Source organism: Delftia acidovorans SPH-1 (genome assembly GCF_000018665.1).
In the GTDB taxonomy this organism is placed as follows: Bacteria; Pseudomonadota; Gammaproteobacteria; order Burkholderiales; family Burkholderiaceae_C; genus Comamonas; species Comamonas acidovorans.
Genome location: NC_010002.1, coordinates 3,684,550 through 3,698,028, shown reverse-complemented (window position 1 = coordinate 3,698,028; position 13,479 = coordinate 3,684,550). Strand labels below are relative to the sequence as shown.

Here is a 13,479-nt window from a genome sequence, read left to right as displayed (position 1 = left end):
GTTCCTGCGGCTTAGCCGGCGGCCGGAGCAGGAGCCGCTGCCGGTGCTGGTGCAGGAGCTGTAGCAGGCGCCTTGTCCGCCGCGCCAGGTGCTGCCGGCCCGTCGGCCGGCTTGCCCTTGCGGGCCTGGGCCTTGGCGCGCAGGTCCACCTCCACGGCGCGCACCTTGTCGCCGGGCTTGATGCGCTGGAAGCCATCGACCACCACGCGTTCGCCGGCCGACAGGCCGTCCTGCAGCAGCCACATATTGCCCACGGCACGGTCGATGTTCACGGGCCGGCGCTCGATCACGTCGTCGGCCTTGGCCACCAGCACGCTGGCCTTGCCGGTCAGGTCGCGCGTCACCGACTGCTGGGGCACCAGCAGCGCCTCGGGCGCCAGGCCCGTGGGCAGCAGCGCCTGCACATACATGCCGGGCATGAGAACGCCCTGCGGGTTGGGCACCACGGCGCGCAGCGTCACGCTGCCCGTGGTGGCATTGACGATCACGCCGGCAAACTGCAGCTTGCCCTGGTGGCTGTAGTCCGTGCCATCGTCCAGGCGGATGCGCACGGCCACCTTGTCGCCCTCCACCTTCTGGAAGCGCCCGGCATCCCAGTCGCGCTTGAGCTGCAGCAGCTCGCTGGTGGACTGGGTGAAGTCCACATACATGGGGTCCAGCTGCACGATGGAGGTCAGCGCCTCGGTCTGGTTGGCCGTCACCAGCGCGCCCGGCGTCACGGTGGACAGGCTGATGCGCCCGCTGATGGGCGCCTCGATGCGGCTGTACTTGAGGTTGATGCGCGCGGTCTCCAGATTGGCCTTGGCCACGGCCACGTCAGAACGCGACTGGGCTGCGGCGGCCTGGCTTTCCTCGAAGGCCTGCTGGCTGATGGCATCGATCTTGACCAGCTCGGCGTTGCGCCGCGCCGTGGCCTCCAGCGTGCGGGCGCTGGCCTCGGACTTGGCCAGCGCCGCCTGGGCGCTGGCCTCGGTGGCGCGCAGCGAGGCCGCGTCGATCTGGTAGAGCTGCTGGCCCTGGCGCACCAGGGCGCCCTCGGTGAACAAGCGCTTTTGCACGATGCCCGACACCTGGGGCCGCACTTCGGCGGTCAGCGAGGCGCGCGTGCGGCCCGGCAGCGTGGCGTCCAGCTGCTGGCTCTGCTTTTGCAGCGTGACCACGCCCACCTCGGGCGCGGCCTTGGCCGTGGCGGCAGGTGCGGCATCCTTCTTGGAGCAGGCCGCAAGGCTCGCGGCCAGCGCCAGTGCGCACAGCACGGCGGTGCCGATGCGCCGGCCACCGGCCGGCGAGGCGGAAACTTGTACGTGCCCTGCGCCGGGCTGGGAATCGGAAGGCGCAGCAAGGCGCGGGCTCGGCGAAAAGGGCACGTCAAAAATCATGGGAGCAGCGAAGTCGTTGGGGGCATCGCACGATTGTGCAGTGCCCATATTTCTTGTTTGTAAAGCGGATGGCATGCCACCGAAATCTCCTGGCAAGTCCATCCAGGATGATGCATGTGTCGGAGCGCGCCGACACATGCAAGTTCAATGCCATTTACGGGCCTGTTCAGTGCTTAGGCACAGGCGCCGTGCGCACGCGCAGCAGGCTGAACACGCCCGCCATGGCCGCAAAGCAGCCCGCCACGGCCAGGGCCACGATTTCGGCATGGCCGCCATGCCCGCCCGCGAAGGTGAAGATGGTGGCCAGCACCACGGCACCCAGGGTCTGCCCCGTGAGCCGCGCCGAACTCAGCATGCCGCCGGCCGCGCCGCTGCGCGCCAGAGGCGCCGTGGTCACGATGGTGTGGTTGTTGGGCGACTGGTACAGCGCAAAGCCGCTGCCCGCCAGCAGCATGCGCCAGACCATGTCCACGGTCGAAGGCGCATCGGGCATGGCCGCCAGCGCCCACAGCCCGAAGGCGAACATGGCCATGCCGATGCCGCCCAGCAGCCCGTCCGCATAGCGGCCGATGAGCCGGCCCGCGATGGGCGCCGTCAGCACCGTGGCCAGCGGCCAGGCCGTGATCAGCAGCCCGGCCTCGATGGGCGACATGCCGTGCGACTCCAGCAGCAGGAACGGCAGCGCCAGGTAGGCCAGCATCTGCGCGCAAAAGGCGCTGACCGATCCGCACATGGACAGCGCAAACACCGGAATGCGCAGCAGGTCCACCGGCAGCAGCGGCGCGGGCAGGCGCCACTGGCGGCGCACATACCAGGCGCCCACCAGCAGGCCCGCGCCCAGCAGCCACCAGCCCGAAGGCAGGGAAGAATCGGCACCGCCGGCGCGCACGCCCAGCTGCTCGCCGCCCAGGAAGATCAGGCTGAACATGAGGATGTTGAGCAGCACATCCAGCGGCGACAGCCGCGCCCCTGCATGGCCGGCCACGGCATTGGCAGGCAGCGCGCGGCGCCCCAGCCACAGCGTGAACAGGCCCAGCGGCAGATTGGCCGCAAACAGCCAGGGCCAGCTGGCCACCGACAGAATCGCCGCCGCCACCGAGGGCCCGGCCATGGATGCCGTGGCCACCACCAGCGAATTCACGGCCATGCCCCGCCCCAGCAGGGCACGCGGATAGATCAGCCGCACCAGGGCGGCGTTGACGCTCATCACGCCCGCAGCGCCCAGGCCCTGCAGCGCCCGCGCCGCCACCAGCGTGGGCAGCGACGTGGCCAGCATGGCCGCCAGCGAGGCCACGGAAAACACCAGCATGCCCACCAGGTACACACGGCGGTAGCCCAGGCGTTCACCCAGGGCCGCCAGCGGCAGCAGCAGCACCAGGCTGGCAAGCTGGTAGGAATTGACCACCCACAGCGTATGGGCCGAGCTGGCCTGCAGCTCGCGCGCCATGGCAGGCAGTGCCAGATTGACCAGGGTGCTGTCCAGCACCGACAGCGTCAGCCCCAGGATGATGACCAGCATCGCCTGGCCGCGAGGGCCTGACGGAAGTCCATCGTGGACAGGCGCAGCCTCTGCCGCGGGTGCCAGGCTCATGAATGGCCCTTTGCGCCCACGCGATGGGCACGCGCACCGCCCAGCGTGATCCAGGCCAGGGCCACACCGATCAGCGCGCCCGTGGCCATGCCCACCACCATGGGCAGGGGCTTGCCCGTGGAGAACAGCCCTACGATCTGCATGGCCGCAGCGCCCGACAGCATCTGCAGCGTGCCCAGCAGCGCCGAGGCCGTGCCGGCAATGGCGCCGTGCTCCTCCAGCGCCAGCACCGAGGTCGTCGGAATCACCAGCCCCATCAGCGCGCTGGCCACGAAGTACAGGCCGATCAGCACGGCCAGCCGTTCACCGCCCAGCAGGTAGTAGGCCAGCAGCGACAGCATCACCAGGCCCGAGCCGGTGGCCGCCACCTTGACCACGCGCACCAGCCCGAAGCGCTGGCCCAGCCAGCCCGTGAACTGCGCCGCGCCGATGAAGGCGATGGCGTTCAGCCCGAAGGCCAGGCTGTACTGGGTGGAGCTCAGCCCGTAGTAATTGATCAGCACAAAGGGGGAGCCAGCCAGGTAGACGAAAAAGCCCGCCATGGCGCAGCCGCCGATGAAGACCAGGCCCAGGTAATGCCAGTCGCGCAGCAGCACGCCGTAGGCACGCAGTGCGCCGGCCACGCTGCTGTCCAGCCGCGCGGCGGCCCCGCGCGTTTCCTTCAGGCCCATGAACACGGCCACCAGGCCGATCACGGCCGCCACGGCCACGGCCCAGAACACGCCGCGCCAGCTGCTGACGGCGATCACGCCGCTGCCGGCCAGCGGCGCCAGGATGGGAGAGACGCTGAACACCAGCATCAGCAGCGACATCATGCGGGCCGCCGCGTGGCCGGTGTGCAGGTCGCGCACCACGGCGCGCGGCACGGCCATCCCGGCGGCCGCGCCCAGGCCCTGGATGAAGCGCAGCACCACCAGCGTCTCGATGCTGGTGGCCATGGCGCAGCCCACGCTGGCCAGCGCGAACACGGTCAGGCCGAAGTACAGCGGCGGCTTGCGCCCCACCATGTCCGAGACCGGCCCGTACAGCAGCTGGCCCACGCCCAGCGAGAGGAAGAAGGCCGTCAGGCTGGCCTGCACCGCGCCCACCTGGGCGCCAAGGCTGCTGCCGATCTGGGGCAGCGCGGGCAGGTACATGTCGATGGCAAACGGGCCGATGGCCGAGAGCAGGCCCAGGATCAGCACCAGGCGCAGTGTGTGGGAATCAGGGGAAGCGGGAGAAGAGGAAGGCATAGACGCAGACATAGACGCGCCATTGTGGCGGCAAGCGCGCGGGGCTGCAGGAGGCTGCTCACATTTCCTGCCCATGCAGCCCCGCGCACCTGGCGGTGGCGGCTTGCCGTGGCACAAATTCAGAAGCCCGCAATCCTGTTACGCTCTGAAACGAGTTCGCCACCCAAGAGGCCAACCCACCTTTTCATCGCTGCAACTGCCATCGCCACTGCAACACACCATGCGCCCATCCCTGCCTTCCCTTCCACCGGCCCTGAATGCATTGCCAGGGCCCCTGCTCGCCGCCCTGCTGCTGGGTGTCTGCACGCTGGGTTCTGCCCAGGCAGCGCAGCGAGAGACACAGCAGGAGACGCAGCAGGAGACACAGCGCGGCCCCAGGCCCGGCGCCGCTCCTGTGCTGGAAGTATCCGAAGACGGCCGCGACGTGATCGACCGGCGCGCCCGCCTGCTGTGGCCGCGCTGCGTGGAAGGCATGCAGTGGAATGGCAAGACCTGCACGGGCCTGCCTGAGCTGTTCACGCACAAGCAGGCGCAGGCCCTGGCCGCCGAGCGGGCCAAGCAGGACGGCGTGCGCTGGCGCCTGCCGCGCGTCAACGAGATGCGCCGGCTGATCTCGCGCGATATACGGCCGCAAGGCCTGTCGCCCGAGCTGTTCCCGGGCGCGCCGCGCGGCTGGCACTGGACGGGCACGGCAGCGGTGAACGCGCGGCCCGTCAATCCCTACAACTACAGCAACATCTCGGGCAGCGCCGGTACGCAGCTGTCGGCCCAGCAGGCATGGGCGATTGACCTCGACAGCCTGGAGACGCGGCCCGACATGGGGCGCGGCAACCAGCTCATGGTGCGGCTGGTGCGGCCCCTGCCCTCCGCGCCGCCCGATGAAAAGGCCGAGGCTCCCGCCAGGCCGGCCCCCCACAGGCCGGACCCGGACGAGGAGGACTGACGCTCAGGCCGCGCGCAGCGAGGCCTTCAAGCTGGCGCCCAGTTCGGGCTTGTGCGCGAACGGGTCGGTGGGATTGCGGCCCTGCACCACATCTTCCATACGGGTCTGGACCGAGCCCAGCGCCTGCGGATGGCTGTAGATGTAGAACTGGTTGGCCGCAATGGCGTCGAAGACCTTCTGCGCCACATCGGTGGCCGTGACCTTGCCCGAGCCCACGGCCTTCTCGCTCATGGCCTGGCCGATCTTCTGGCTGGCCGTCAGCGGCTGGGCGGCCAGATGGCTGGGCCGGTTGCGCTCGCTGTGGCTGATGCCCGTGGGCACGAAGAAGGGGCACAGCACGCTGGCGCTGATCTGGTCGGAGACCAGGGCCAGGTCCTGGTACAGCGTCTCGGTCAGGCTCACCACGGCATGCTTGCTGACGTTGTAGATGCCCATGTTGGGCGGCGCCAGCAGGCCGGCCATGCTGGCCGTGTTGACGATGTGGCCCTCGAAGGACGGATCGGCCTTGGCCGCCTCCAGCATCATGGGCGTGAACAGCCGCACGCCGTGGATCACGCCCCAGAGGTTGACGCCCAGCACCCACTGCCAATCTTCCAGCGTGTTCTCCCAGACCAGCCCGCCCGCGCCCACGCCTGCGTTGTTGAACACGAAGTGCGGCGCGCCGAACTGCTGGCGCACCTCATCGGCCAGGGCCTGCATCTGGGCTGCGTCGGACACATCCACGCGGCGTGCCAGCACGCGCACGCCCTGCCCTTCGAACTCGGCGGCAGCCCTGTCCAGCGCTTCCTGCTGCACATCGACCAGCACCAGGTTCATGCCCAGCTTCGCGCCGATGCGCGCGCACTCCAGGCCGAAGCCCGAGCCTGCGCCCGTCAGCACCGCCGTCTTGCCCTTGAAGTTCTTGATCATTCCCTTGTCTCCTTGTCTTGTCCTGATGTTCTTGTGGAAGGATTTGGCAATTAACCCTGGCCCGTACACAGCCCTCCCTCCTGGCACTGGCAGAGCCCGCCTCAGGGACACCGAGGAAGGGCCGCCCCCCACCGAGGGTGTCGTCCCCCTCCCTCGCGAAGCGAGTAGAGAGGGGGAAGGCGCGTAGCGACTCAGGGGGTGAGCTTCACAAGCTGCTTTCCGAAGTTCTTGCCCTTGAGCAGACCCAGGAAAGCGGAAGGTGCAGAGGCAATGCCTTCGGCAATGCTCTCGCGCGGGCGCAGCTTGCCGGTGCCCACCAGGCGGCCCAGTTCCTGCAGCGCCTCGGGCCAGACTTCCATGTGCTCGCTGACGATGAAGCCTTCGATGCGGATACGGTTGATCAGGATGAGCGCGGGATTGGTCATGGGCAGCGGCGTGCCGTCGTAGCCGGCGATCATTCCGCACAGCGCGATGCGCGCAAAGGCATTGGTGCGCAGCAGCACAGCGTCGAGGATGTAGCCGCCCACGTTCTCGAAGTAGCCGTCGATGCCCTGCGGGCAGGCGTCCTTGAGCGCCTTGGCCATGGTCTTGGTGTCGGGGTGCTCGCGGTAGTCGATGCAGGCGTCGAAGCCCAGCTCCTCGGTGGCGTAGCGGCACTTCTCGGGGCCGCCCGCAATGCCCACCACGCGGCAGCCGCGTGCCTTGGCCAGGGCCGCGAAGGCGCTGCCCACGGCGCCCGTGGCGGCGCTGACCACCACGGTCTCGCCGGCCTTGGGGGCAATGATCTTGACCAGGCCGTACCAGGCCGTCACGCCGGGCATGCCCACGGCGCCCAGGTAGTGCGACAGCGGCACGTGGGTGGTATCCACCTTGCGCAGCATGCCGGGCGCATCGCCATCGACCACGCTGTACTCCTGCCAGCCGCCCATGCCCACGACCTTGTCGCCGACCGCAAACTTGGGATGGCGGCTTTCCACCACCTCGCCCACGGTGCCGCCGATCATGACCTCGCCCAGCGGCTGCGGCTGGGCGTAGCTCTTGCTGTCATTCATGCGGCCGCGCATGTAGGGGTCCAGGCTCAGGTAGTGGTGGCGCACCAGCACCTGGCCTTCGGCCAGCGCGGGGGTCTCGGTACTGACAAGGCGGAAATTGCTTTCCACGGCTTCGCCCTCGGGGCGGTTGTCGAGCAGGATCTGCTGGTTCACGGGCATGGGAAAACCTCCGGTGGCATCACAAACAATGGAACCAGTTCCCGGTGCTGCCGGGGCTGGCGTGTGGCATTGGGTATCTGGCAAATTCGCCGTGCGGATCAGTCCGTGGCGAGGGTTGTCTCGGCAGCGGCCGGCTTGGCCACGCGCGGCATGTACTTGAACGTTCCGGTCGCATGGCTGCACAGCCGGCCCGAGGCATCGAACACGCGCGCCTCGGTATAGGCCATGGAACGCGTGCGGTGCAGCACCACGCCCTTGGCCACCAGGGGGCCGCGTGCGGGCTGCATGAAGCTGGTCTTCATCTCGATGGTCACGCAGCCCATGTCGCGCTGCAGGCTGCGTGCTGCCACGGCCATGGTCACGTCCAGCAGGGTCATGGTGGCGCCGCCGTGGGTCACGTCAAAGGTGTTCAGGTGCTCGGGACGCGCCTCGAAGCGCAGTTCGGACTCCCCGTCCTCCATGCGGTGCAGGGTGAAACCCAGGTGGTCGACGAAGGGGATGGGGTGGCCAAAATCCAGCACGAAATTCTCCAGTTCAGATCGCAATGCAGGCGAGCATAAGGGCGCCCGAAGGCACCATGGCGCGCGGCGGCCCGATCTGCGCGAAAAACTGTCACCTCGGCAGCAGCGCCGCTGCGGCTCAACCGCCCACCAGGGCGCTGACGCCGCCGTCCACGGCCACCCACTGGCCCGTGATGTGCTTGCCCGCGTCGCTGGCGTACAGCAGGGTCAGGCCCTTGAGGTCCTCGTCGTCGCCCAGGCGGCGCAGCGGGGCGTGGGATTTCATTTCATCCTCGCCCAGGGTCTCGATCAGCACGCTGGCCATCTTGGTCTTGAAGAAGCCCGGGCAGATGGCGTTGACGTTGATGCCGTGCACGCCCCACTCGCCGGCCAGCGCGCGCGTGAAGTTGATGACCGCGCCCTTGGAGGTGTTGTAGGCAATGGTCTTCATGCCCAGCGGGTTGCCGCCCAGCCCTGCGATGGAGGCCAGGTTGATGATGCGCCCGGTCTTGCGCGGGATCATGCTGCGCCGCGCGATCTGCTGGCTCAGCAGGAAGTAGCCGCGCACGTTGAGGTTCATCACCTTGTCCCATGCGGCCACCGGGTGCTCCTCGGCCGGCGCGCCCCAGCTGGCGCCCGCGTTGTTGATGAGGATGTCCACCTGGCCCAGGCGCTCCAGGGTCTCGGCGGCCAGGCGCTCGATGTCGGCCTCGTTGGCGCAGTCGGCGGCGATCCAGCGGGCGTCGATGCCTGCGGCCTGCAGCTCGGCAGCGGCTTCCTCCAGGTCGGCGGCCTTGCGCGAACTCAGCATGATCCTGGCGCCCGCCTCGCCCAGCGCATGGGCCATCTGCAGGCCCAGGCCGCGCGAGCCGCCGGTCACCAGGGCCGTCTTGCCGGTGAGGTCGAAAAGTTGCTGCACATTGCGAGTCATTCGTCTGTCTCCTGCGCCGGGTCTTGGGTTCCGGTCATGGTTGGAATGGAGGGCGGCCATCCCCAAGCGGAACAGCCTGCAGCGGCGATTGTGCAAGCCGCCCCGCCGTGCCGCATGTCACATGCGTGTCCGGCCCGTCAATCCCCGAACAGCGAGCGCGTGCCGCCCCAGGCCGCACCCTCGATCTCCAGCATGCGCAGCTTGGTCAGCGCGCCGCCGCCGCCCGAAAAACCGCCCGGCTGGGCGCCGGCAGCCAGCACGCGGTGGCAGGGAATCACGGGCGCAAAAGGGTTGAGGCCCAGCGCCTGTCCCACGGCGCGCGAAAGGCCCACCTCGCCCAACTCGCGCGCGATCTCGCCATAGGTGCGCGTATGGCCGGGCGCAATGGCGCGCGTCAGGTCATAGACGCGACGGTGAAAGTCCGACACGCCGTGCCAGTCCAGCGCCAGCCCGGCCAGATCCGGCAGTGCCTCGCCTGCGGGCAGCATGCGCCGTGATCGCAGATCGGGCAGCACCGGGCCGTCACGCAACTGCTGTGCGCTGGGCGCGAGAGGCTCCACAGTCCATTCGCCATGGCCCGCCATCAGCACCTGCACGCCGGCGATGGCCTGTGCCACGCTCACCGGCAGGTCCTCGGCCCGCGCCGCTGCGGCGTAGCTGCCCGGTCTGCGCAATTGCACGCCGCGCAGCATGCGCGTGCGCGTGGCGGCCGGGCCGTCCACCTCGGGCAACTGAAAGGCCACCAGGCCGCAGGCGCCCCAGGCCACGCCGCAGGGCCCCACGCGCGTGGCAAACAGCGCGTGGCCCGTGGCTTCGGGGTCCCAGGCCGGGCTGCCCGTGGTCGATTCGTTCTTCATGGCGATGGTTTTCTCCTTGCAGGCGATTGTGGCCGCACGACTGCAGCCGCTGCCCGGCAGCGACCCCACCGGGATAACACTGTAAAAAAACACCGGAAAAATACTGGATGTGCAGCCAGTTAATACTGTATATTTCGCCAGTCATCATCCTCATCTCGTGAACCATGGACATGCAAGAAGCCGCCTTCACCGTCACCTTGTGTGACTACCCCAACCTGCCCGAGCAGGAACGCAACAAGGCCGAGGCACGCTATGCCCGCGTGCTCGAACGCCAGCTCGGCAGCGCCGAGCAGGTCAGTGAAACCCTGTACCTGGTAGAGGGCCTGGAAGACACGCCCCCTGAAGAAATCAGCGACGACGCCAAGCTCGCCTTCGCCCGCTGGATGAAGGCTGCGCGCGCCGCCACCGAGGCCGGCATGCAGGGCCTGGGCGACGGCGAATGCAGTTTCTTCGAGGTGCGGCGCGGCTGGCGGCATTGAGCCTGCCCGCAGCACGGCTGAATGGGGCCTGAAACCAGGTTTGCCCGGGTTTGCCTGGGCTGGGCCCCAAACTGCATACACTGGCAGACCTTTTCGTCGCCCCCTGCCTGGAACCGTACGGTCCCGTACGGTTCCACCCGGCACACCCGGCGCCCCTGCCAGATCCAGCCTCTCCCATGCAAGCCCTGCTCGACGCCATCGCCCGGATGGCCCTGCCCTCCGACGCCCAACGCATCTTCCACGGCCGTGGCGGCCTGTACCCGGGCTGCGAGCATCTGGTGCTCGACGCCTTCCCGCCCGTGCTGGTCCTCACCAGCTTCCAGCCGCTGGACGATGACGCCCTGGCCGCCATCGGCACGGCGCTGTCACTGCGCTGGCGCGAACTGGCACCGGACCAGCCCCTGAACTGGGTCTACCAACTGCGCCAGCCCGCCGCGCCCGCCGAAACGCGGCTCATGGCCGGTGAGGTGCCTGACCCCCACATCGTCACCGAGGCCGGCACGCGCTACCGCGTGCAGGTGCTGCGCGGCCAGAACCACGGCCTGTTCCTGGACATGGCCGAAGGCCGGCGCTGGGTGCACGCGCATGTCGCCAACCATCCCGAGCACCGCCACGGCATCAAGGTGCTCAACCTGTTCGCCTATACCTGCGCCTTTTCGGTGGTGGCCCTGCAGGCCGGGGCGCGCCACGTGATGAACATGGACATGGCCCAGGGCGCGCTGGCCACGGGCCAGCAGAACCACCGGCTCAACGATCTGTCGGGCGCCAGTTTCCTGGCCCACGACATCTTCAGCAGCTGGGGCAAGATCACGCGCGGCGGGCCCTACCACCTGATCGTGGTGGACCCGCCCAGCTACCAGAAGGGCAGCTTCGTCGCCACCAAGGACTATGCCCGCCTGATGCGCCGCCTGCCCGACCTGCTGCGCCCAGGCGGCCATGTGCTGCTGTGCCTGAACGCGCCGGAGATGGGCACGCAGTTCCTGACATCGCAGATGCAGGAAGTGGCGCCCGAGCTGGAGTTCGTCGAGCGCCTGGCCAACCCGGCCACCTTCGCCGACATCGACGCCGAGCGCAGCCTCAAGGTGCTGGTCTACAGGGCACCCGCAACACCCGCAGCGGCCGACACGGCTTCCTGACCCGCCCGGCCCTTGAGCGCACGGCGCCCCGCATAGACGGCGGCCGGGCCCAGTTCGCGCTCGATGCGCAGCAGCCGGTTGTACTTGGCCGTGCGGTCGGCGCGCGACAGCGAGCCGGTCTTGATCATGGCGCACTGGGCCGCCACGGCCAGGTCGGCAATGCTGGTGTCCTCGGTCTCGCCCGAGCGGTGCGACATCACCACGCCGTAGCCGGCGCCATGCGCCAGGCGCAGCACGTCCCAGGTCTCGGTCAGCGTGCCGATCTGGTTGATCTTGACCAGGATGGCGTTGCCCACACCCCGGGCAATGCCGCCCTCGAACAGGCCGGGGTTCGTGCAGAACACATCGTCGCCCACCAGCTGGCAGCGTCCGCCCAGGCGCCGGCCCAGGGCCTGCCAGCCCTCGATATCGTCCTCGGCCATGCCGTCCTCGATGGAGACGATGGGGTAGTGCTCCACCAGTTGCGCCAGGTAGTCCACCTGCTGCTGGCGGCTGCGCACCAGGCCCTCGCCCGCGTAGCGGTAGCCGTCCTCGCCATGGAATTCGCTGGCGGCCGGGTCCAAGGCCAGGGCGATGTCCCTGCCGGGGCGCAGGCCGGCGCGCTCGATGGCGGCCATCAGGTGGTCCAGCGCCTCGGGCGCGCTGCGCAGGGCGGGCGCAAATCCGCCCTCGTCGCCCACGTTGACGCTGTGGCCTGCGGCCTTGAGCGCATGGCGCAGCGTGTGAAAGACCTCGGCGCCCATGCGCAGCGCCTCTCTGAAGCTGTCCGCCCCCACCGGCAGCAGCATGAACTCCTGGAAGTCCAGCGGATTGTCGGCATGGGCGCCGCCATTGATGACATTGATCATGGGCACGGGCAGCACGCGCGCCTGGGCGCCGCCCATGTGCCGCCACAGCGGCATGCGCTGGCTGGCCGCCGCCGCGCGGGCCACGGCCAGCGACACGCCCAGCAGCGCGTTGGCGCCCAGCCGGCTTTTGCCGGGTGTGCCGTCCAGCGCGATCATGGCCGTGTCGATGCGGCCCTGGGCGTCGGCCCGCATGCCGCGCAGCAGATCGCGCAGCTCGGTGTTGACGGCCTGCACCGCCCCCAGCACGCCCTTGCCCAGGTGGCGCGAGGCATCGCCGTCGCGCCGCTCCAGCGCCTCGTGCCGCCCCGTGGAGGCGCCCGAGGGCACCAGGGCCAGGCCGCGCGAGCCGTCCGCCAGCTCGACCTCGACCTCCACGGTGGGGTGGCCCCGGCTGTCCAGCGCCTCATGGGCCGCGATATCGGTGATCTGCATGGAAACTCCTTTTCGTCAAGAAATTGAACTGTGCAAAGGAGCTGGCAAGCCTGCACAACTCCCATTAACAGGCCTCCATGCTAGAAATCACGGCGATGCGGGACAATGCAGTTTTTCTGCCCATGCGTCAGCTTTTCTGACGAATTGATTGCTATGAGACAACTGCCACCGCTGGCCGCCCTGCGCGCCTTCGAGGCCATTGCCCGCACCGGCTCGGTGACACGCGCGGCCGAGGAACTGTGCCGCAGCCACGGTGCCATCAGCCGCCACCTGCGCCTGCTGCAGGAGCACGCGGGCGCGGCGCTGTTCGAGAAAGAAGGCACGGGCCTGCGCCTGACCGAGGCGGGTGCCGCCTTCCATGCCTCGGTGCGCACGGCCTTCGACCAGCTGGAGGCCGCCTATGCCCAGCTGGCGCGCGACGCCCAGGCGCCGGGGCTGCATGTGGCCTGCAGCGCCACCTTTGCCATGCGCTGGCTGGTGCCGCAGCTGGCGGTGTTCTACCGCAGCCACCCGCATATCCGCATCCGCCTGTCCATGACCTCGGCGCGCGAGATGCGCCACGAGGGCGCCGACCTGATCATTGCCTGGGACCTGTCCACCTACGCCGAGGCCGACCGCCGCCGCGCCATCGAACTGGCGCCCGTGCATTTCGGCGCCGTGTGCACTCCGGCCTATGCCCGGCGCCGGCCCGCTAATCGCGCGCGCATTGCACATGAGTACACGGCCAGCGCCTGGAACCAGTGGGAAGCCCTCACGGGCCAGCCCGTGGCCCTGGGCGAGACGCTGGCGTTCCCCCACACCCACCTGTGCATAGAGGCGGCACTGTCGGGCCTTGGCGTCGCCCTGGTGGAGCAGCGGCTGATCGCACGCGAGCTCAAGGAAGGGCTGCTGGTGGCGCCCCATGGCTTCGTGCCCTTCGAGGGTGGCCTGCGCGCCGTGCCCGCCGCAGGGCGTGCGCTGCCGGCCCAGGCGGGGGTCTTCATCGAATGGATGCGCGGCGCGCTGGCCGCCGTGCCGGCATAGGCCGGACG

General features: G+C 69.1%; 13 protein-coding genes. 4 read left to right on the top strand and 9 right to left on the bottom strand.

The features are described from left to right. Nucleotides 1-11 precede the first annotated feature (11 nt). From DACI_RS16950 to DACI_RS16940, 3 genes are all read right to left on the bottom strand, one after another. Nucleotides 12-1,379, bottom strand: coding sequence for an efflux RND transporter periplasmic adaptor subunit (locus DACI_RS16950; RefSeq protein ID WP_043783478.1), 1,368 nt, complete (start codon nt 1,377-1,379; stop codon nt 12-14). 166 nt (nt 1,380-1,545) lie between these two features. After that, nucleotides 1,546-2,970: an MFS transporter gene (locus tag DACI_RS16945; protein WP_012205204.1), complete on the bottom strand. Its 1,425-nt coding sequence runs from the start codon at nt 2,968-2,970 to the stop codon at nt 1,546-1,548. Beyond that, entirely contained in the window at nt 2,967-4,202 is a 1,236-nt protein-coding gene (locus DACI_RS16940) for a multidrug effflux MFS transporter (RefSeq protein WP_043781775.1), read from the bottom strand. The genes DACI_RS16945 and DACI_RS16940 overlap by 4 nt, the downstream gene beginning before the upstream one ends. A gap of 220 nt (nt 4,203-4,422) precedes the next feature. Here DACI_RS16940 and DACI_RS16935 point away from each other — a divergent pair, with 220 nt between their 5' ends. Next, nucleotides 4,423-5,145 carry an Lcl C-terminal domain-containing protein gene (locus tag DACI_RS16935; RefSeq protein WP_012205202.1) on the top strand — a complete coding sequence of 241 codons (723 nt, stop codon included), beginning with the start codon at nt 4,423-4,425 and terminating at the stop codon, nt 5,143-5,145. A 3-nt stretch (nt 5,146-5,148) separates the two neighbouring features. Here the strand turns inward: DACI_RS16935 and DACI_RS16930 are convergent, their stop codons facing one another. From DACI_RS16930 to DACI_RS16910, 5 genes are all read right to left on the bottom strand, one after another. Continuing rightward, nucleotides 5,149-6,054 (bottom strand): SDR family oxidoreductase, encoded by a 906-nt coding sequence (locus DACI_RS16930; RefSeq protein WP_012205201.1) that lies wholly within the window; start codon nt 6,052-6,054, stop codon nt 5,149-5,151. Nucleotides 6,055-6,245: 191 nt separating this feature from the next. Next, nucleotides 6,246-7,265 (bottom strand): NADP-dependent oxidoreductase, encoded by a 1,020-nt coding sequence (locus DACI_RS16925; RefSeq protein WP_012205200.1) that lies wholly within the window; start codon nt 7,263-7,265, stop codon nt 6,246-6,248. A 98-nt stretch (nt 7,266-7,363) separates the two neighbouring features. Then, nucleotides 7,364-7,786, bottom strand: a complete 423-nt coding sequence (locus DACI_RS16920; protein WP_016446794.1) for a PaaI family thioesterase — start codon at nt 7,784-7,786, stop codon at nt 7,364-7,366. Nucleotides 7,787-7,904: 118 nt separating this feature from the next. Further along, the gene (locus DACI_RS16915; protein WP_012205198.1) at nt 7,905-8,696 is read right to left on the bottom strand and encodes an SDR family oxidoreductase; all 792 of its coding nucleotides are present in this window, start codon (nt 8,694-8,696) and stop codon (nt 7,905-7,907) included. 137 nt (nt 8,697-8,833) lie between these two features. After that, on the bottom strand, nt 8,834-9,553 hold the full coding sequence (locus DACI_RS16910) for a methylated-DNA--[protein]-cysteine S-methyltransferase (protein ID WP_012205197.1): 720 nt from the start codon (nt 9,551-9,553) through the stop codon (nt 8,834-8,836). A 164-nt stretch (nt 9,554-9,717) separates the two neighbouring features. Between DACI_RS16910 and DACI_RS16905 the strand changes: the two genes are divergently transcribed. After that, on the top strand, nt 9,718-10,032 hold the full coding sequence (locus DACI_RS16905; RefSeq protein WP_013802728.1) for a hypothetical protein: 315 nt from the start codon (nt 9,718-9,720) through the stop codon (nt 10,030-10,032). Between the two features lie 176 nt (nt 10,033-10,208). After that, nucleotides 10,209-11,168 (top strand): class I SAM-dependent methyltransferase, encoded by a 960-nt coding sequence (locus tag DACI_RS16900; RefSeq protein WP_012205195.1) that lies wholly within the window; start codon nt 10,209-10,211, stop codon nt 11,166-11,168. On the opposite strand, the gene eno is transcribed toward DACI_RS16900, so the two are convergent. Continuing rightward, a complete protein-coding gene (gene eno / locus DACI_RS16895) occupies nt 11,123-12,448 on the bottom strand; it encodes a phosphopyruvate hydratase (protein ID WP_012205194.1) in 1,326 nt (441 codons plus the stop codon). The two genes, DACI_RS16900 and eno, sit on opposite strands and share 46 nt — an antisense overlap. 105 nt (nt 12,449-12,553) lie before the next feature. On the opposite strand from eno, the gene DACI_RS16890 reads away from it, so the two are divergent. Next, nucleotides 12,554-13,471: a LysR substrate-binding domain-containing protein gene (locus DACI_RS16890; RefSeq protein WP_012205193.1), complete on the top strand. Its 918-nt coding sequence runs from the start codon at nt 12,554-12,556 to the stop codon at nt 13,469-13,471. The last annotated feature ends 8 nt before the right edge of the window (nt 13,472-13,479 follow it).

What these genes read in the sequence shown, in the direction of transcription:
- DACI_RS16925 (WP_012205200.1), bottom strand. Translation starts at nt 7,265, where the DNA reads ATGCCCGTGAACCAGCAGATCCTGCTCGACAACCGCCCCGAGGGCGAA.
- DACI_RS16915 (WP_012205198.1), bottom strand. Translation starts at nt 8,696, where the DNA reads ATGACTCGCAATGTGCAGCAACTTTTCGACCTCACCGGCAAGACGGCC.
- DACI_RS16905 (WP_013802728.1), top strand. Translation starts at nt 9,718, where the DNA reads ATGGACATGCAAGAAGCCGCCTTCACCGTCACCTTGTGTGACTACCCC.
- DACI_RS16950 (WP_043783478.1), bottom strand. Translation starts at nt 1,379, where the DNA reads ATGATTTTTGACGTGCCCTTTTCGCCGAGCCCGCGCCTTGCTGCGCCT.
- DACI_RS16940 (WP_043781775.1), bottom strand. Translation starts at nt 4,202, where the DNA reads ATGCCTTCCTCTTCTCCCGCTTCCCCTGATTCCCACACACTGCGCCTG.
- eno (WP_012205194.1), bottom strand. Translation starts at nt 12,448, where the DNA reads ATGCAGATCACCGATATCGCGGCCCATGAGGCGCTGGACAGCCGGGGC.
- DACI_RS16935 (WP_012205202.1), top strand. Translation starts at nt 4,423, where the DNA reads ATGCGCCCATCCCTGCCTTCCCTTCCACCGGCCCTGAATGCATTGCCA.
- DACI_RS16900 (WP_012205195.1), top strand. Translation starts at nt 10,209, where the DNA reads ATGCAAGCCCTGCTCGACGCCATCGCCCGGATGGCCCTGCCCTCCGAC.
- DACI_RS16930 (WP_012205201.1), bottom strand. Translation starts at nt 6,054, where the DNA reads ATGATCAAGAACTTCAAGGGCAAGACGGCGGTGCTGACGGGCGCAGGC.
- DACI_RS16945 (WP_012205204.1), bottom strand. Translation starts at nt 2,970, where the DNA reads ATGAGCCTGGCACCCGCGGCAGAGGCTGCGCCTGTCCACGATGGACTT.
- DACI_RS16890 (WP_012205193.1), top strand. Translation starts at nt 12,554, where the DNA reads ATGCAGTTTTTCTGCCCATGCGTCAGCTTTTCTGACGAATTGATTGCT.
- DACI_RS16910 (WP_012205197.1), bottom strand. Translation starts at nt 9,553, where the DNA reads ATGAAGAACGAATCGACCACGGGCAGCCCGGCCTGGGACCCCGAAGCC.